Origin of the sequence: Variovorax sp. JS1663 (assembly GCF_002157355.1) — a bacterium.
In the GTDB taxonomy this organism is placed as follows: Bacteria; Pseudomonadota; Gammaproteobacteria; order Burkholderiales; family Burkholderiaceae_C; genus Variovorax.
The window spans coordinates 1-18,357 of sequence record NZ_LYMK01000084.1; the positions used below are offsets into that span (position 1 = coordinate 1).

16 protein-coding genes are annotated in these 18,357 nt (G+C 68.1%); 4 read left to right on the top strand and 12 right to left on the bottom strand.

Going from position 1 to position 18,357, the window contains the following annotated elements; genetic code table 11:
* Positions 1 to 154 precede the first annotated feature (154 nt).
* Positions 155 to 607, top strand: coding sequence for a DUF411 domain-containing protein (locus A8M77_RS33945; RefSeq protein WP_086925876.1), 453 nt, complete (start codon positions 155 to 157; stop codon positions 605 to 607).
* A 124-nt stretch (positions 608 to 731) separates the two neighbouring features.
* Here A8M77_RS33945 and A8M77_RS33950 read toward each other — a convergent pair whose 3' ends face one another.
* From A8M77_RS33950 to mutL, 5 genes are all read right to left on the bottom strand, one after another.
* Positions 732 to 1,382 carry an ABC transporter ATP-binding protein gene (locus A8M77_RS33950; RefSeq protein WP_086925877.1) on the bottom strand — a complete coding sequence of 217 codons (651 nt, stop codon included), beginning with the start codon at positions 1,380 to 1,382 and terminating at the stop codon, positions 732 to 734.
* On the bottom strand, positions 1,379 to 2,308 hold the full coding sequence (gene miaA / locus A8M77_RS33955; RefSeq protein ID WP_086925878.1) for a tRNA (adenosine(37)-N6)-dimethylallyltransferase MiaA: 930 nt from the start codon (positions 2,306 to 2,308) through the stop codon (positions 1,379 to 1,381). Before miaA ends, A8M77_RS33950 begins: the two co-directional genes overlap by 4 nt.
* Positions 2,298 to 3,488, bottom strand: a complete 1,191-nt coding sequence (locus A8M77_RS33960; RefSeq protein WP_192871718.1) for a Bcr/CflA family efflux MFS transporter — start codon at positions 3,486 to 3,488, stop codon at positions 2,298 to 2,300. Before A8M77_RS33960 ends, miaA begins: the two co-directional genes overlap by 11 nt.
* 107 nt (positions 3,489 to 3,595) lie before the next feature.
* Positions 3,596 to 4,540 carry an alpha/beta hydrolase gene (locus tag A8M77_RS33965; protein ID WP_086925879.1) on the bottom strand — a complete coding sequence of 315 codons (945 nt, stop codon included), beginning with the start codon at positions 4,538 to 4,540 and terminating at the stop codon, positions 3,596 to 3,598.
* A gap of 170 nt (positions 4,541 to 4,710) precedes the next feature.
* Complete coding sequence (gene mutL, locus A8M77_RS33970; protein ID WP_086925880.1) at positions 4,711 to 6,594, bottom strand: DNA mismatch repair endonuclease MutL; 1,884 nt, start codon at positions 6,592 to 6,594, stop codon at positions 4,711 to 4,713.
* A gap of 59 nt (positions 6,595 to 6,653) precedes the next feature.
* Here mutL and A8M77_RS33975 point away from each other — a divergent pair, with 59 nt between their 5' ends.
* A complete protein-coding gene (locus A8M77_RS33975; RefSeq protein ID WP_086925881.1) occupies positions 6,654 to 7,304 on the top strand; it encodes a DedA family protein in 651 nt (216 codons plus the stop codon).
* Positions 7,305 to 7,362: 58 nt separating this feature from the next.
* Here A8M77_RS33975 and A8M77_RS33980 read toward each other — a convergent pair whose 3' ends face one another.
* The 4 genes from A8M77_RS33980 to tsaE all read right to left on the bottom strand — a co-directional run bounded on the left by A8M77_RS33980 (position 7,363) and on the right by tsaE (position 13,483).
* Entirely contained in the window at positions 7,363 to 7,653 is a 291-nt protein-coding gene (locus A8M77_RS33980; protein WP_086925882.1) for a glycine zipper domain-containing protein, read from the bottom strand.
* A gap of 148 nt (positions 7,654 to 7,801) precedes the next feature.
* Positions 7,802 to 11,383, bottom strand: a complete 3,582-nt coding sequence (locus A8M77_RS33985; protein ID WP_086925883.1) for an indolepyruvate ferredoxin oxidoreductase family protein — start codon at positions 11,381 to 11,383, stop codon at positions 7,802 to 7,804.
* Positions 11,384 to 11,492: 109 nt separating this feature from the next.
* Positions 11,493 to 12,989, bottom strand: a complete 1,497-nt coding sequence (locus tag A8M77_RS33990; protein ID WP_086925884.1) for an N-acetylmuramoyl-L-alanine amidase — start codon at positions 12,987 to 12,989, stop codon at positions 11,493 to 11,495.
* Positions 12,986 to 13,483: a tRNA (adenosine(37)-N6)-threonylcarbamoyltransferase complex ATPase subunit type 1 TsaE gene (gene tsaE / locus A8M77_RS33995; RefSeq protein WP_086925885.1), complete on the bottom strand. Its 498-nt coding sequence runs from the start codon at positions 13,481 to 13,483 to the stop codon at positions 12,986 to 12,988. The genes A8M77_RS33990 and tsaE overlap by 4 nt, the downstream gene beginning before the upstream one ends.
* On the opposite strand from tsaE, the gene queG reads away from it, so the two are divergent.
* Positions 13,469 to 14,533 (top strand): tRNA epoxyqueuosine(34) reductase QueG, encoded by a 1,065-nt coding sequence (gene queG, locus A8M77_RS34000; protein ID WP_086925886.1) that lies wholly within the window; start codon positions 13,469 to 13,471, stop codon positions 14,531 to 14,533. The genes tsaE and queG overlap by 15 nt on opposite strands.
* Positions 14,534 to 14,616: 83 nt before the next feature.
* A complete protein-coding gene (locus A8M77_RS34005; RefSeq protein ID WP_086925887.1) occupies positions 14,617 to 15,729 on the top strand; it encodes an IS5 family transposase in 1,113 nt (370 codons plus the stop codon).
* A gap of 505 nt (positions 15,730 to 16,234) precedes the next feature.
* Here the strand turns inward: A8M77_RS34005 and A8M77_RS36340 are convergent.
* The 3 genes from A8M77_RS36340 to A8M77_RS34015 form a co-directional block, all read right to left on the bottom strand.
* Entirely contained in the window at positions 16,235 to 16,387 is a 153-nt protein-coding gene (locus A8M77_RS36340; protein ID WP_158101053.1) for a hypothetical protein, read from the bottom strand.
* Positions 16,384 to 16,671 carry a YrhB domain-containing protein gene (locus tag A8M77_RS34010; RefSeq protein ID WP_086925888.1) on the bottom strand — a complete coding sequence of 96 codons (288 nt, stop codon included), beginning with the start codon at positions 16,669 to 16,671 and terminating at the stop codon, positions 16,384 to 16,386. The genes A8M77_RS36340 and A8M77_RS34010 overlap by 4 nt, the downstream gene beginning before the upstream one ends.
* 1 nt (position 16,672) lies before the next feature.
* Positions 16,673 to 18,357, bottom strand: a 1,685-nt coding sequence (locus tag A8M77_RS34015; protein ID WP_238137072.1) for a DUF637 domain-containing protein, incomplete at its 5' end; no start/stop codon positions are given.

Here is an 18,357-nt window from a genome sequence, read left to right on the forward strand (position 1 = left end):
AGACTTGGGCCGCATCACCCCGTGCCACTGGATCAACAACCAATCCGTGCCCCTTGACGGGAGCGACCATATCAGGGGTTTGTTCCGGGGGAGCGCTTCAGGCTGCGAAGATCCGCGCTGGTCTCCGATTTCCAGACTCGCCGAGCTCCAGTTCATGAAACGACGCTTCTTTTCCGCCGCCCTGGCCTCGCTGCCCCTGCTGTCCCTTTCTCCGGCCCGCGCGGCCGTGCCGGTCCAGGTCTACAAGGATCCGAACTGCGGCTGCTGCACTGCCTGGGCCGATCATCTGCGTCAGGCCGGCTTCGCGGTGCAGATCACCGACAGCGCCGATCTGGCCGTGGTGCGCAAGCGCCTGGGCATGCCGGAGCGCTTCGCCGGCTGCCACACGGCGGTGGTGGAGGGCTATGTGCTGGAGGGCCATGTGCCGGCCGCCGAGGTGCGCAAGCTGCTGGCGATGAAGCCGCAAGCGATCGGCCTGTCGGTGCCCGGCATGCCGGTCGGCTCGCCGGGCATGGAGGTGGGCGACCGCCAGGATCCCTACCAGGTGCTGCTGATCGACCGCGGCGGCAAGGAGCGCGTGTTCGCGCGCTATCCAAAGGCCAACTGAGCGAGGCACCCTCGCGCGAGATCGTCGTCACCCGGATCGCCGCCAGCGCCTCGTGCGTGGCCGAGATGCCGCGACCGACCGCCAACGCGTTGTCGGGGCAGGCTTCAATGGAACGCCGGGGTGGTCAGCCCGGCAGGATGCCGCCCGCGCTGAGGTGCAGCACGCGATCGGCCCGCGCGGCGGCTGCTTCGGAGTGGGTCACCAGCACGAGCGCTGCGCCATGTTCGCGGGTCTGCGCCAGCAGCAGCTCCAGCACCTTCGCGGCGGTGCCCGGATCGAGGTTGCCGGTGGGCTCGTCCGCCAGCAGCAGCGCGGGCCGGTGCACCAGCGCGCGCGCGATCGCCACGCGCTGGAGCTGGCCGCCGCTGAGCTGCTGCGGCAGGCGCCCGCCCAGCCCCGCGAGACCGACCGCCTCGAGCATGTGCGCCACGCGCGCCGGGTCGGGCTGCTTCAGCAGCATCAGCGGCAGTGCGATGTTCTGCGCCACGTCCAGGTGCGGCAGCACGTGGAAGGCCTGGAACACGAAGCCCACGTGGCGGCGCCGCCAGAGCGCGCGGGCCTCGTCGTCGAGCGTGCCGATGTCGACGCCGTCGTGCCGGATGGTCCCGGCATCCCAGCTGTCGAGTCCGGCCATGCAGTTGAGCAGGGTGGACTTGCCCACGCCTGACTCGCCGACGATCGCGACGAATTCGCCGGGCGCGACCTCGAGCGAGACCTTCTCGAACACGGCGGCCTCGCCGTAGTGCTTGGCCAGGCCCTGGACCTGGAGCGTCATGGGATGTCGCCCACCTGCAGGACGATGCGCGCGATCGCATCCGGCGCCTCGGCCGGCACCACGCGGCGCGACGGCATGCTGCGCAGCCAGGTGATCTGCCGCTTGGCCAACTGGCGCGTGGCAGCGATGCCGCGCTCGCGCAGCTGGGCCAGCGGCCAGGCGCCGTCCAGCGCCTCCCAGGCCTGCCGGTAGCCGACGCTGCGCATCGAGGGCAGGTCGGGATCGAGGTCGCCGCGCGCGCGCAGCGCCATTACCTCGTCGAGGAAGCCGGCGGCCAGCATGGCGTCGAAGCGCTCGGCGATGCGCTGGTGCAGCCAGGCGCGCTCGGTGGGCTCCAGCGAGAAGAGGGCGAGCGGCGGCAGGCCGCTTTGGCTCTGGGCGGCATGGAAGCTGGAAAGAGGCCGCCCGCTCGTGAGCCACACCTCCAGCGCGCGCTGGATGCGCTGGCTGTCGTTGGGCGCCAGCCGCGCGGCCGTGGCCGCGTCGACCTGTGCGAGGCGTGCATGCATCGCGGGCCAGCCCTCGGCCGCCGCTTCCGCCTCGAGGCGTTGACGCACCTCGGGATCGGCCGCCGGCATGGCGTCGATGCCATCGGCCAGCGCCTTGAAATACAGCATCGTGCCGCCCACCAGCAGCGGCAGCCGGCCGCGCGCGCGGATCTCGCCGACCAGGCGGCGCGCGTCGGCAACGAAGGCGGCCGCGCTGTAGGGCTCGCGTGGGTCGCGGATGTCGATCAGGTGGTGCGGCACCTCGGCGCGCTCGGCGGCGCTGGGCTTGGCGGTGCCGATGTCCATGCCGCGGTAGACCAGGGCCGAGTCGACGCTGACGATCTCCACCGGTCGCGCGCGCGCGATCGCCAGCGCCGCGGCGGTCTTGCCCGAGGCCGTGGGCCCGGCCAGCGCGACGTAGCCCGCCTCAATGGCCATGCGTGTCGCCGTGGCGGCGCACCAGGGTCCAGGCGATCAGCGCCAGGCAGACGCTCCAGAACCACATGCCCAGGGCCAGCGGCAGCACGGTGCCGTCCATGCGCGTGCCCAGCCAGGCGCCGATGCCGAAGGCCGCCAGCATCATCACGAAGCCGTTGATCGCGGAGGCCGCGCCGGCGGCCTGCGGAAAGGGGCCGACCGCGCCGGTCTGGCCGCAGGGCTGGTGCACGCCGTGCGCCAGCATGATCAGCGTCAGCGGGCCGACGATGGCCCATGCCGCATGCACCCCGGCCAGCGCCAGCACGCCCATCGCGGTGCCGCCGGCCAGCGTCAGCGCGGCGGCGCGCGCGATGCTGCCGCGCACGCCGAAGCGCGGCAGCCAGCGCCGGCAGACGAAGGTGCCGACGATGTAGGACAGCGAGCTCCACAACATCACCAGGCCGTACTGCGTGCGGGACAGGCCGAGCACCTGGATGAAGACAAAGGACGAGCTGGCGAGAAAGGTGAAGAGCAGGCCGTAGGCGGCCGTCGTCAGGGCGGCAAAGGCCAGGAAGGTGGGATGGCGCAGCACCATGGCCCAGGTCGACAGCAGCGTGCCGGGGCGCAGCGCGTCGGGATTGCGACGGGCCAGCGACTCGTCGAAGCGCAGCGCGACCAGGCCCAGGGTGATGGCGCCGAACAGGCCCGGCATGGCCAGCGCGACGCGCCAGTCGAACAGGTCGGCGAGCAGGCCGCCGACCGGCGCGCAGAGACAGGCGATCAGGCCCAGCCCGGTGAGGGCGCGCGACATGACGCGCGCGCCGTCGGCTGGCTGGTAGAGGTCGCGCACGATCGCGCGCGCGGCCATCACCGCCGCGCCCATGGCTGCGCCCTGCAGCGTGCGCCAGAGGATCAGCAGCTCGATCGAGCCGGCCACGACGCCGCCGATGCTGGCCAGCACGTAGGCCGCCAGGCCCCAGAGCAGCACCGGCCGGCGGCCGAAGCGATCCGACAGCGGGCCCAGCACGAGCTGCGCGCAGCCGAAGGCCAGCAGCAGGGCGCTGAGCGTGAGTTGTGCCTGGCCCATGCGTGCGCCCAGGGCGGCCGTCAGCGTGGGCAGGGCGGGGAGGTAGAGGTCGGTGGTGACGGGCTGGATGCCCAGCAGCAGCGCCAGCACCAGGACCACCAGGGCGGGCGACATGCGAGAGGAGGATGCCTCGGCGGGAGAGACAGCAGGTGCTGCGATGGGCGGCATGCACCCGAGCGTAACAAATGCGCCGCCGCGGGCGCGGGCGCGGGCGCGGGCGCTCAGATCTTGTGCGGCAGCGCCGCGGCCGCGGCGTCCCGCAGCTTTTCGGAGGCCGCCGGCTGCGCGGGAGCGCCTTCCTGCGCCGCCATCACGTTCGGCTGCTTCATGCGGAACAGCTGCGCCAGCGCCGAGCGGTACTGCGCCTCGCCGATGGAACCGGTGCTGTGGTGCGAGCCGCCTTCGACCAGCACGAACTGCTTGGGCACGGTGGCCGCCTCGTAGAGCTTGCGGCCGAGCGTCGGATTGATGAGGCTGTCGGCCGAGCCGTGCACCACCAGCAGCGGCGCGCCGATGTTCTTGACCTTGCTGATGGCCTCGAAGCGCTGCGTGATGAGGGGCCCGAAGGGCAGCCAGCCCCACTTGAAGCTGCTGACCACGTCGGCGATGGAGGTGAAGGTGCTCTCGACGATGGTGCCGCTCTCGTCGTTCACCTGCGCGGCCAGGTCGATGCCGATGGCGCCGCCCAGCGAGTGGCCGAAGATGTAGCGGTGCTGCTTCGGGTGCCGCGCCGCCAGCCAGATCCAGGCGGCGCGCGCGTCCTCGCGGGCCGAGTCCTCGGAAGGAAGGGCCTTGCTGCTCTTGCCGAAGCCGCGGTAGTCGATGGCCAGCACCGAGAAGCCCAGCTCGTGCATGCGCCGCATGCGGGGGGCGGAGCCGGCCACGTTGTAGCGCGCGCCGTGCAGGTAGAGCAGCACCGGGGTGTCGGCCGATTCGGGCGCCCCGCCCAGCCAGAGACCGTGCAGGCGGGCCGGCCGGCCCGTGACCTTGGAATCGAAGTCGATCCACACGTGCTCCATGCCCTCGGTCATGGCTTCGGAGTTGCCCCAGCTGCGATCGCTGGGTTGGAAGATCCATTCGCGCTGCCGCTCGTCGAGGGTGGAACAGCCCCCGGCCAGCAGGGCGACCAGGGCGGTAGCGGAGGCGAACAGGGTCCAGGACTTCATCGCAAGGCGGAAAGACAGGCTTTTGGTGGGAAAGTTCAACCGAAAGACTGCATGCAACGGCCGTGCCCGGCGTTCCGCCGACGAGTGGAAACCCTTGGTTGCGTGTCCAAGACGCGACAAATGTGCCGAATTGCACGCAATCGGACAGGCGCCTGTGCGCCGGCGGCCGGTCAGCGGCCGCGCATGAAGAGGCTGTCCAGCTCGCGCACCGAGAGCTGGCGCCAGGTCGGCCGGCCGTGGTTGCACTGGTCCGAGCGCTCGGTCGCCTCCATCTGGCGCAGCAGGGCATTCATCTCGTCGACCGTCAGCCGGCGGTTGGCGCGCACCGCGCCATGACAGGCCATGGTGGACAGCAGCTCGTTCTGGGCCCGCTCCACCACGGTGCTGGCGTCATGCTGGGCCAACTCGGCCAGCACGCTGCGGGCCAGCTCCACCGGGTCGCTGTCGGCCAGCGTGCCGGGAACCGCGCGCACCGCCAGCGTGCGTGGCGAGAAGGGTGTGATCTCCAGCCCCAGCGCGGGCAGCACCGCCGCGCAGGCCTCGGCGGTGGCGACCTCCTGGGGCGTGGCGGCGAAGGTGGCGGGGATCAGCAGCGGCTGGCTGGCGATGGCGGCGCCGTCGAGCTGCGTCTTCAGCCGCTCGTAGACGATGCGTTCGTGGGCGGCGTGCATGTCCACGATCACCAGGCCCTGGCTGTTCTCGGCCAGGATGTAGATGCCCTGCAGCTGGGCCAGGGCGCGGCCCAGGGGCCAGGTCTCTTCATGAGCCGGCGTGGCCTGGGCCGCTGGCGCCTGTCGGGTGAAGCCTGTGAGCGGCACGGTCTCGGATGCCGGGGGGGTGAACGCCGACGGGGCCGAAGCCTCCTCGCGCCGGGCGCTCGGCCACATCGCCGCCGCATCGCCCAGGCCGCGCTCGGCCGCGAAATGAATGGCCGGCTGGGTCCAGGCCGGCGCGACCGGCGCAGCCGATGCGGAACGTGGCTTGAAGAAAGGCTCGGCCGGTGCCGACACCGCCTCGCCCGCGCGCGGCGCCGCCAGTGCGTTCTCGATCGCATGGCGCACCGCCTGGTGCACCTCGCGGCCGTCGCGGAAGCGCACCTCGATCTTGGTCGGGTGCACGTTGACGTCGACGCGCGCCGGGTCGATCTCCAGGTAGAGCGTGTAGATCGGCTGGCGCTGGCCGTGCAGCACGTCCTCGTAGGCGCTGCGGACCGCATGCGCCAGCACCTTGTCGCGCACGAAGCGGCCGTTGACGTAGAAGAACTGCTGGTCGGCGCGCGAGCGCGCGGCATCCGGAATGCCGGCGCGGCCCGTCACGCGCACCGGGCCTGCCGCATGCTCGACCGCCACGCTCTGCGCGACGAATTCGTCGCCGAGCGTATCGGCCAGGCGCTGGTCGCGCGCATCGGCGGCGCGCCACTGTTCGACCAGCCGGCCTTCATGCCAGATCGCGAAGCCCACCTCGGGCCGCGCCAGCGCGTGGCGGCGCACGGCCTCGATGCAATGCGCGAGCTCGGTCGCATCGGTCTTCAGGAACTTCCGGCGGGCCGGCGTGGCGAAGAAGAGCTCGCGCACCTCGACCGTGGTGCCGGGCGCGCGCGCCACCGGCCGCAGCTCGCCGGTGCGGCCGTCGAGCGCGAAGGCCCCGTCGGCGCCGGCCGCGCGCGACTGCAGGCTCAGCTCGGCGATCGCATTGATGGCGGCGAGCGCCTCGCCGCGGAAACCCATCGTGCCCACCGTCTCGAGATCGTCGAGGCTGGCGATCTTGCTGGTCGCATGGCGGCGCAGGGCGAGCGGCAATTCGTCGCGCGGCAGGCCCTGGCCGTCGTCTTCCACCGAGATCAGGCGCACGCCGCCGGCGGCGAGGCGCACGGTGATCTGCCGGGCGCCGGCATCGAGCGCGTTGTCGAGCAGCTCGCGCACCACGGAGGCCGGGCGTTCCACGACCTCGCCGGCGGCGATCTGGCTGATCAGTTCGTCGGGGAGCTCGCGGATCGGGCGGCGCGCGGCCGGGAGGAGGGGGGAGAGGGCAGAGGCAGTGGGAAGGGCACTCACCCGGCCATTCTAGAAGGGCTTGCCGGAAGCCGCCGTGCCCACCAGGATAATGCGCGCCCATGGAAATCATCAGCTTCTTGGTCGACTTCATCCTGCATGTCGACAAACACCTGGAGACCTTCGTCATCGCCTACGGCCCCTGGGTGTACGCGCTGCTGTTCCTGATCGTGTTCGTCGAGACGGGGCTGGTGGTCATGCCTTTCCTGCCCGGCGACTCGCTGCTTTTCATCGTGGGCGCGCTGTGCGGCGCGGGCCTGATGAGCTACGGGATCGCGGTGCCGATCCTGATCGTGGCGGCCATCCTGGGCGACCAGTGCAACTACAGCATCGGGCGCTACTTCGGCCCCAAGGTCTTCCAGTGGGAGAGCTCGCGCTTCTTCAACCGCAAGGCCTTCGACCAGGCGCATGAGTTCTACGAGCGCTACGGCGGCATCACCATCGTGCTGGCGCGCTTCATGCCCTTCATCCGCACCTTCGCACCCTTCGTGGCCGGCGTGGCCGCGATGACGCGCGGCAAGTTCAGCCTCTACAACATCGGCGGCGGCCTGCTGTGGGTGCTGAGCCTGTGCACGGCGGGCTACCTGTTCGGCAACATGCCTTTCGTGAAGGAGCACCTCGACAAGATCATCTGGGCGCTGATCATCGTGCCGGGCCTGATCGCGCTCTTCGGTGCCTGGCGCGCAGGACGCGCGCCTTCGTCGGCACGCTGATCGCGTCCATGAAAAAAGGCGTGCCAGGCACGCCTTCGTTCATGCGGGAAGCCGAGGATCAGTAGGTCGGCCCGTTGTAGGGATAGTAGCCGCCACTGCGCTGTCCGCGGTAGTAGTTGCGATCGTAGTTCCGCTCGTCGGCGCGACGGCCCACCTGGTTGCCGATCAGCCCGCCGATGGCGGCGCCGCCCACCGTGCTGGCCGTGTTGCCGCCGATCGCATTGCCGACCACGGCACCGCCGACCGCACCACCCGCCGTGCCCCATTGCTCGTTCGGGCCCGCCGCGCAACCCGCGAGCGTCATGATGGCCGTGGCTGCACCGGCTGTGATCCAAAGACGTGTCTTCATGCTGTCCACCTTTCGGATGAGTGATGAAGACATTCTCGGAACGCACGGCGGCGCGCGTGTAGGAGCCTGCCGCACCCCGGTGCACGAATGGGCGCGCTGAATCCGTGCAACAAGGAGCAACGGCGAGGGCCGTCTTGGCCGACCCGTGTCAGCGCGGCGACGCCGTCACCGCGATGCCGCGGAGCTGGCCGGCCGCGCGCGAGGGTGCAGGGCGCGGAAACACCTGGGGATCGAAACGATGGAGCAGCTCGGCTTCACGCACGCGTGCGAGGGCCACGTTGGCCAGCTTGACGTGGCCGAAGCCGCGCATCTGCAACGGCAGCAGCGCGATATCGGTCGCGATCTTCAACCGCTCGGTGCCGAGGGCGGGCAGCAGCGACTCGACGCGCCGCTGGTAGTCCTCGATCAGTTGGCGTTCCATGCGGCGTTCCTCGGTGCGGCCGAAGACGTCGAACACCGTGCCGCGCAGCCGCTTGCCCTGCGCCAGCAGTTTCATGAAGGGCATCATCCAGCCGCCGAAGCGCAGCTTGCGCGGCGCCTCGCCGGACCGCGTGCGGGCCAGGCCCGGTGGCGCCATGTAGAACTCGAGCTTCGGCTCGCCCTCGAACTGCTGCCGCAGCGCATGCATGAATTCGCCGTCGGTGTAGAGGCGCGCCACCTCGTACTCGTCCTTGTAGGCCATGAGCTTGAGCAGGCCCTGCGCCACCGCGCGGGTGAAGGGCAGGGTGGTATCGGCCTGCAGCGCGGCCTCGCGCTGCCGCACGGTCGCCACGAGATCGGCATAGCGGCGCGCATAGGCCGCGTTCTGGTACGCAACAAGATGGGCCAGCGCGCGCTCGATCAGCGCATCCAGCGATTCGGGCTGCGCCGGTTCGGGCGCGTCGGCATCGCGCAGCAGCGCAGCCACGGCCGGCGGGTCGTCTGCAGCCATGCGACCCAGCGAGAGGGCGAGCTTGTTGTTCTCCACGGCCACGCCGTTGAGCTCGATGGCCCGCAGCAGCGCTTCGAGTGCGACCGGCACCAGCCCGCGCTGCCAGGCGTAGCCCAGTGCGAGGATGTTGGAAGCGATCGAGTCGCCCAGAAAGCCTTCGGCCAGTGCCTGGGCGTCCAGCGTCTCGACACGCTCCTCGCCGGCGGCGAAGCGCAGCTTCTCCAGCAGTTGCGGCGCCCTGAGGCTCGCGTCCGGGTTGTGCAGGCTCTCCGCGACCGGCGTCTCGTGCGTGTTGGCAAGGATGCGGGTGCGGCCGTGGCGCACGGTGACGAGCGCATCGGCCGAAGCGCCCACCACCAGGTCACAGGCCAGCAGCGCGTCGGCCTGCTGCGTGTCGATGCGCACCTGGTTCAGGCGCTCGGGCACGTCGGCCAGCCGCACGAAGCTCAGCACCGAGCCGCCCTTCTGCGCGAAGCCCATGAAGTCCAGCACGCTGGCGCTTCGGCCTTCGAGGTGAGCAGCCATCGCGACCAGCGCGCCGACGGTCACGACCCCCGTGCCGCCGACGCCGGTCACCAGCAGGTCGTAGGGGCCGGTCCAGGTATGGCGCGCGGGTTGCGGCAGGCGCGCCACGCGCTGCATGAAGGCGTCGGCGCCACCGGCGAGCGCGCCGGTCTTCTTGCGCGGGCCGGCGCCCAGCACGCCGACGAAGCTGGGGCAGAAGCCCTTCGCGCACGAGTAGTCCTTGTTGCAGTTGCTCTGGTCGATCTTGCGCTTGCGGCCCAGCGGGGTTTCCAGCGGCAGCACGGCGACGCAGTTGCTCTGCACCGAGCAGTCGCCGCAGCCCTCGCAGACGCGGTCGTTGATGAAGACGCGCCGCGCGGGATCGACCAGCTCGCCCTTCTTGCGCCGGCGGCGCTTCTCGGCCGCGCAGGTCTGCTCGTAGATCAGCACGGTGACGCCGGGCATCTCGCGCAGGCGCCGCTGCACCGCGTCGAGTTCGGCGCGGTCATGGAACTCGGTGCCTTCGGGAAAGCGATGGCGGATGCTGCGGTACTTGCCGATGTCGTCGGACATCACCACCACCTGCTTCACGCCCTCGGCCTCCACCTGGCGGGCGATGCCGTCCACGCTGATGATGCCGTCCACCGGCTGGCCGCCGGTCATCGCCACCGCGTCGTTGAAGAGGATCTTGTAGGTGAGCGTGGCGCGCGCCGCGACCGCCTGCCGGATGGCGAGGTAGCCCGAGTGGTAATACGTGCCGTCGCCCAGGTTCTGGAACACATGCGGCACGCGCGTGAACATCGCGTGTGACACCCAGTCCACGCCTTCGCCGCCCATCTGGATCAGGCCCTCGGTCTCGCGGTCCATCCAGCTGGCCATGAAGTGGCAGCCGATGCCGGCCTGCGCGCGCGAGCCCTCCGGCACTCGCGTGCTGGTGTTGTGCGGGCAGCCGGCGCAGAAGTAGGGCAGGCGCTTCACGCCGTCGCCGGCATTGGACAGCAGCTCGGGTGGCGTGAAGTCGCGCACCAGGTGGCGGCGGTCGAGGTCCGGAAAATGAACGGCCAGCCAGCAGGCCACGACCTCGATGAGGCGCGAGGGGCGCAGCTCGCCGATGGCGCTGACCAGCGGCGTGCCTCGTTCGTCCTGCTTGCCCACGATCGCGGGGCGCTCGGCGTCGTTGTAGAACATGGCGCGCAGCTGGTCTTCGACCACCGGGCCCTTCTCCTCGATCACCAGCACTTCCTTCAGGCCCTGCATGAAGGCGCGCATGCGGGTCGGCTCGACGGGGTAGGTCAGGCCCAGCTTGTAGATGCGCACGCCGTGGCGGGCCAGGGTCTGCGGCGAGACATCGAGCCGGCGCAGCACCTCCATGAAGTCGTAGTGCGCCTTGCCGGCGGTGACGATGCCGATCGCCGCATCGGCGCTCTCGACGATGTGGCGGTCGATGCTGTTGACCCGTGCGAAGGCGCGCACCGCGTCCAGCTTGGCATGCAGGCGCTGCTCGATCTTCAGCGATGGCAGGTCGGGCCAGCGGTAGTGCAGACCGTCGGCCGGCGGGGCATAGCCGGTGATGCGGCGCACGGTGTCGCCGTCCTGCCAGGCGGCGGCCCGGGCGTTCACCAGGTCGAGGTCGACGGTCGATGCGCTCTCCACCACTTCCGACAGCGCAGTGAAGCCCACCCAGTTGCCGGAGAAACGCGACAGCGCCCAGCCGTACAGCCCGAATTCCAGGTACTCGCCGACGCTGCCGGGCGAGACCACCGGCGCGTGCCAGGACTGGAAGGCCTGGTCGCTCTGGTGCGGCATGGAGGAGGAGACGCAGCCGTGGTCGTCCCCCGCGACCATCAGCACGCCGCCGTTCGGCGAGGCGCCGTAGGCATTGCCGTGCTTGAGCGCATCCCCGGCGCGGTCCACGCCGGGGCCCTTGCCGTACCACATCGCGAAGACGCCGGCGCAGGTGCGCTCGGGATCGGCCTCCACGCGCTGGGTGCCGAGCACCGCGGTGGCGCCCAGTTCCTCGTTGATCGCCGGCAGGAAGCGGATGCCGCTCTCGTCGAGCTTCGACCCGGCCTTCCACAGTGCCAGGTCCACCATGCCCAGCGGCGAGCCGCGGTAGCCGCTGATGAAGCCGCGCGTGTCCAGGCCCGCCGCCGCATCGCGCTGGCGCTGCATCAGCATCAGTCGCACCAGCGCCTGCGTGCCGGTGAGGAAGATGCAGCCGCCGGTGGCCCAGAGGCTGTCGCTCAGGCGGTAGTCGGGACGCGCCAGGGGAATGGGCGCGGTGGTATCTGCCATCAGATTGGATTCCTCGCGGGACAGGCTAACGCGGGATGATGACGAAGAATGCGGGACAACGCCGACGGCTGCGTGATTGCCGCTGGGACCGGCGATGTCATCGAGCCCGCTACAGCTGCCGGCTGCGCGCCAGCGGCGGGTTCTGCGCGAAGTAGCGCTGAATGCCGCGCATCAGCGCATCGGCCAGGTCTTCCTGGTAGGCCACGCTGCGCAGCTTGGCTTCTTCCTCGGGGTTGCTGATGAAGGCGGTCTCCACCAGCACGCTGGGAATGTCGGGCGCCTTGAGCACCGCGAAGCCGGCCTGTTCGACCTGTGGCTTGTGCAGCCGGGCGCCGATGCCGCGGATCTCGCCCAGCATCGCGCCGCCGAGCTTGAGGCTGTCGTTGATCTGCGCGGTGGTGCTCATGTCCAGCAGTGCGCGCTGCACCTGTGCCTCGTGCGAGCCCACGTTGACGCCGCCGACCTTGTCGGCCTGGTTCTCCTTGTTCGCCAGCCAGCGCGCGGCGCTGCTGGAGGCGCCGCTCTGGCTCAGCGCGAACACGCTGGCGCCGCGCGCATCGGGGTTGGTGAAGGCGTCGGCGTGGATGCTCACGAACAGGTCGGCCTGCACGCGGCGCGCCTTCTGCACGCGGGTGCCCAGGGGCACGAAGAAGTCGGCGTCGCGCGTGAGGAAGGCGCGCATCGGGTTGCCGTTGACGCTGCTCGCGTTGATGCGCTCGCGCAGGCGGTGCGCGACCTGCAGCACGATGTCCTTTTCGCGCGTGCCGTTGGGGCCGATGGCGCCGGGGTCCTCGCCGCCGTGGCCCGGGTCGAGCGCGACGATGATGATGCGGTCGGTGCGGCTGGCGGTGGCGACATTGCCGTTGCCGTTTCCGTTGCGTGATGGCGGGACGGCGGGCGTCGGCGCGGTGCCCACCACCGGGGGCAGCGGCGCGGGTGCGACCAGCGCAGGCGCGGGCGCTGCTGCCGATGGCGCACCAGGCGCGGGCCGCATCGACTGCTGCGCCATCAGATCGCCCAGCGGATCGGCGGCCGGCGGCGCGGGCCGCAGCGGCGCCGGCGTTTCGCCGGGCGCGCCGGCATTGCGCGGCGCGATGCCGGCGACCGTGCTGTCGCGGCCCTGGGCCCGCGGCGCGTCGCGCAGGCGCTCGGCGATCAGCGCCTCCATCGGGTCGATGGCCTGCTGCGGATAGAGGTCGAGCACCAGCCGGTGCTGGTAGGCCGCGACGGGCGCCAGCGAGAAGACCTGCGGCGCCACGGTCTGCTTGAGGTCGAACACGATGCGCACCACGCTCGGCGCGAACTGCCCGACGCGCAGGCCGTTGATGTACGGGTCTTCGGGCCGGATCTTGCCCACCAGCTCGCGCAGCGCGGGGTTGAGGTCGATGCCGTCGATGTCCACGGCGAGCCGGGGCGGGTTGCCGACCACGAGCTGCTGCGAATTGAGGCGGCCATCGGATTCGATGGTGACGCGGGTGTAGTCGTTCGCCGGCCAGACCCGCACCGCCACGATGGTCGCGCCGCGCGCGATCTCGGCGGTGCCCAGGAGGAGGACGAGGCTGCCGCCCTGCAGCAGTGCGCGTCGTTGCAGTCCTTCGGCTTTCATTCGGCGGCGTCGAGCAGCCGGCTGCCGCGCGCGGTGTTCGCGTGCAGGGTCACGGTGCGGGTATCGTCGTTCATTGCTTCGATTTTAATAGCAAGATCGGCAATCGGAATGCGCCCCGCAGCGTTTTCCGGCCATTCCGCAAGCTTGAGGCCAGGCCCGGCAAAGATGTCGCGGAAGCCGGCGTCGTCCCATTCATGCGGATCGCTGAAGCGATAGAAGTCGAAGTGGAAGATGGCCAGGCCGCCGGGTGCCTCGTGCGGCTCGACCACCGCATAGGTCGGGCTCTTGATGCGCGAGCCGATGCCGAGCGCGCGCAACAGGTGGCGAACGAAGGTGGTCTTGCCGGCGCCGAGGTCTCCATGCAAGGCGATGAACGCATCGCGCAGCGCTTCCGATGACGCGAGGCTGCGCGCGAGTGCATCGCAGTCGTCCTCGCTGGCCCACCGCTGCACGAGGGTTCGCGTTTCTACAATCGGCAGGTGATCGGCAGCCATCAACTCGTGAGTCGGATTCGGGCCTGGGCCCGGGAGCTCGGATTCTCCCAAATCGGGATCGCGGGTGTCGATCTGTCGAGCGCGGAGGCAGGCCTCGCGCAATGGCTGGCGCAGGGCTTTCACGGCGACATGCACTACATGACCGCGCACGGCATGCGGCGTGCGCGGCCGGCCGAGTTGGTGCCGGGCACGGTGTCGGTGATCACGGCGCGCATGGACTATCTTCCGCGCGGCACGCCGGGGGATTGGCAGGCGATCGAGTTCGACCGGCTGCGGCGGCCGGGCGAGGCGATCGTGTCGCTCTACGCGCGTGGCCGCGACTACCACAAGGTCCTGCGCTCGCGCCTGCAGAAGCTGGCCGATCGCATCGGCGAGGAGGTCGGCGCTTTCGGCCATCGCGTCTTCACAGATTCGGCGCCGGTGCTCGAGGCCGAGCTCGCCTCGCGCAGCGGCCAGGGCTGGCGCGGCAAGCACACGCTGGTGCTGGACCGCGAGGCCGGCTCGATGTTCTTCCTGGGCGAGATCTACCTCGACATGGCATTGCCCGAGAGCGCGCCGGTCAGCGCGCATTGCGGCAATTGCAGCGCCTGCATCGACATCTGCCCGACGCGGGCCATCATCGCGCCCCACCGGCTCGATGCGCGGCGCTGCATTTCCTATCTCACCATCGAGCATGCGGGCGCAATTCCCCTGGAGCTGCGGCCGCTGATCGGCAACCGCATCTACGGCTGCGACGACTGCCAGCTGATCTGCCCGTGGAACAAGTTCGCGAAGAAGAGCGCGCTGCCCGACTTCGATGCGCGCGAGAGCCTGACCGGCCGCCGGCTGGCCGCGCTCTTCGCATGGAGCGAAGACGAATTCCTGCGCTTCACCGAGGGCGGCGCGATCCGCCGCATCGGCCACGAGCGCTGGCTGCGCAACATCGCGGTCGCGCTGGGCAATGCGCTGCGCGCCGGCCAGGAGGACGCGCGCGCGGCCCTGGCCGCACGGCGCGACCACCCCAGCGCGCTGGTGCGCGAGCACGTGGCGTGGGCCTTAGCAGGGTGCTGAAATACCTCTGCCACCAGTCGACGCGTGGCAGCCTTCAAACGTTAGAAGTTGATCCCCGACAGTTGCGACCCAAGACCCCGACGATGCGCGGAGCCGATACCTTCACCGAGAGCTTGTCTACGATGCGCCGCTTGGAGGACTTCGTACCCGCCAATCATCCGCTGCGGCCCATCCGCGCGATGGTCAATGAAGCGCTGCTCAAGATGGATGAGTTGTTCACCGGCATGTACGAGGCTGACATCAAGGGTGGGCGCCCCAGCATCGCTCCAGAGAAGCTGCTGCGCGCGATGCTGCTGCAGATTTTCTTCAGCGTTCGCTCGGAGCGCCAGCTCATGGAGCAGACCCAGTACAAGCTCCTGTATCGCTGGTTCATCGGCCTGGCCATGGACGATGCGGTCTGGGTCCCCAGCGTCTTCACCAAGAACCGCGAACGCCTGATCGAGCATGACGCCATCATCGAGCTGTTCAACCACATCGTCGAGACAGCGGGCCGCAAAGGCTGGCTGTCGGGCGAACACTTCAGCGTCGATGGCACCCTCATCCAGGCGTGGGCCAGCCACAGGAGCTTCGTGCGCAAGAACGGCGACGATGATGATGCGGGCAACGACTCGACCGGCAGCACCAGCTTCAAAGGTCAGACCCGCAGCAACGACACCCACGCCTCGCGTACCGATGGCGATGCGCGGCTGTACCGCAAAGGCAAGACCGCCCGCGAGCTGCGCTACATGGGCCATACGCTCTCGGACAACCACCACGGCCTGATCGCCAACGCGATGGTCACCCGAGCCGACGGCTTTGCCGAACGCGAAGCGGCCAAGGTCATGATCAGGGACGCTCGTCAGGCCACCGCGAGTCCGGATGCCGAGGTCACGCTCGGTGCGGACAAGGGCTACGACACGCACGAGTTCGTCCAGGCATGCCGAGACATGGGCGTGATACCGCGCGTGTCCCACAACACTTCCGGGCGGCGCTCAGCCGTGCCCGATGCCATCGCTGCGAGCGAGGGCTATGCGCTGTCGCAGCGCAAGCGCAAGCTCATTGAGCAGGGCTTTGGCTGGGCCAAGACGGTGGGCGGAATTCGTCAGGTGATGGTGCGTGGACTCAAGCGCGTGGACCACCTGTTCGTGCTGACGATGACGGCCTACAACTTGACGCGCATGCGTTCGTTGGGGCAAATCCGTCCGCAGGCGCTCTGAGGCAATCAGAGGCTCGCAAAACACCCTCAAATCAGCGAAAACGGCTCCCGAAATCGCTGCTTATCGCACCATGTGAAAAGCGAGTCGTCGCCGAAGAAGACAGCTCACTTTGGAAGGGAGTATTTCCGCATCCTGTTAGGAATGGACCGCTGAAGCGCTATTTTTCTGAGTGTTCGTTTGTCCGCTTGAGTTTCTCTGGTCTTTAGGCTGGTATTCGCTTGATTCTCAAGCGCACTGACGCTCCAGATGCTACGGATTCTTCCGTACCCCATCGGTCATCACTTCGCTGAAGACGACCATCTTCGTCCTTGCGGACCTTGTTCAAGATAAGCGCACAACTTACGTCAGCTTCACGTTCAATGACCGAGGGCCAGATAGGCTTGCGCGCGTTCTGCCGCCGTAGAAATGTCAATATTCATGACAGAACTTCGCGCCGAAAATTTGCGAGGTACTGGAAATTGATTGCACCTCGTGCGCAAAACCCTTCCGTCAACGTGTTGACTCGTCAAGCCCGTCCGCAGACTTCTATTTTAAGTGAATGACAAGGGGCGCTGGTATGATCTGCGGCTTCATTTTGAGCTATCTCTGCCGATTGGCAATGACCAGTTGACAAGCCTTTTCTTTTGCCATGCTCTTTGCTGAAAGAGAATTTCTTCATGGTTTATGCCTTGATTGCTCATATTCTTGCAAATAGAACTCCACGGGATGAGCTGTCCCGAAAAGTGTAAGAGTACCGTCCGCGGCATCAATGATGAACGGCGCGTTGCCTAACAGTGCGGAGCTGATATTCTCGGTTTCAATGTATTCCTTGGAGTTATAAAAAAAGACCCAGCCATAAGGGAGATTAATCTTTTTTGATAATTTTATTGGAATCTTTATTTCGTCCTGCACTTTGGTCAAGTATTCTTCAGCCAAACGCTCAGCTTGCTTACGATCAATCATTTTAGTTGGTCCTTAGTAAATGAAAAGTTGTGTATCCGTTGAAATCAGCGATGGTGCCTGATTGCCCATCAAGAAATCTTATTATCCCATTTTGATTTACCACATTGAAGACATGCCCTGCTTCTCCTGGTCCTCGCGCACCGTATATAATGCCTCGCGCCCCATTGCCTGCTAATAATAATAGTTCTTCGATGGTTTCTGGCGTGCTGCGCGGGCCAAAGCGAGTACCGTACTGAGCTTCCAATATCGCTATGGATTTAGGACGAGGCGCAGGTAGAGCAGAAGCTGGATTGCCCGCAAGAGTGGCATCAGTCGCAATCGAACAATTGATGCAATTTTGTGTTCGGCCGAGCTGCGGGTAGCCAGGGTTTACGTTTCTGATTGAACCGGCACTACGATCAACAGCGAAGGTAGCACTATCCCCGGTGAGCGGTTGTGCGAGGCTTGATTTGATGGCGGCGTTGTCTGCCGAATAAAAAATTCTTCCGACAACATTTCGGCCGAGTTGCCACGCCGCGCCGACAACTGCTCCAGACGCTTGGTTCCCTATCTCCAAAAGGATCCCATCAGCAGTGCTCTGTGCCATCTGCCCCGCGGTCGACGTCGTGAACGGCGACGTGATCGGCCCCGCCGTAGCGAAGGCAACCCCGTTGACGATGATGTTCCCGCGCCCATCGACGAAGATTGCGTTGCCTGCAGCCTGGGCACGCTGCACTTCCGTGAGGCAGCCCGTCGACGCTCCTCCAGCCGCACATGCATCCCGCAGTGCTCCGTCACGGCCCGATGAGAGCTGCATCCACCGAGTCCGCGTGTCGCACGCTTCCTTGTCGCCCGCATTGCACGCTTTCACAGCAGCGTCGTACTGATCCTGCTCCGACAGTCCAAGAAGGTTCGGCCGCTTCCGGCTCAGCCAGTTGTTCTCTACTGCATTGCCTGCGGCATTGGACGCCACGTAGATGGCTGTCTCGTCGCCGCCCGCGATCGCCGCGGCGATGGCACCGACGAGCCGCGACACCTCGGTCGTCGCCGATGCCTGACCTTGATCACCTGTCGGGTTGATGAACTGCGCTGTCAGATGGCCGGCTACGGCGCCCAACGCGCCTGCCGCGCACCCATTGCCGGTTGTACCTGCAGCAGCTGTCGCGCGACCCGCACCCACCGCGCATCCCACGATGGCGTGGGCCACTTCGCCTGCAAACCGGTTCAGCGCCGGCGGTGTGGCGGCCCCCGTCACGGGATCGATGCCCGGACTGGTCCACTGGCCGATCTGGAACGCCCCTTGTGCAGCCGCCGTGTTCAGCAGTGCATTGACCAGCCCATCGCGCAGTTCGTCCTCCAGGCTGGTGCCGTTGACCGCACTGCGCACCACCGCGCCGGCTGCGTTGTTGATCAACTGTCGCTGCAGCTGGGCCGTGAAGCGCGCTGAGCCATTGGTCGTGCTGGCAACGTCTTTCGGTAGCAGCCCCGAGGCGCCCAGCCCCTCGATCACGCCCGCCGTCAACATCGACGTAGCGATGGCCTTGATGCTCTCGCTGCTGCCCAATTCCTTGAGCACCTTGCCCAGGTCGCCGTCGTTGTTGGCCAGGCTCACCGCGGCCTGGCTGGCAATGGCGCTGACGCCCATCTGGACCGCACCGCTGGCGCCCGCGGAGACGGTGGCGCCCATGCCGGCCGATGTCGCCGCAC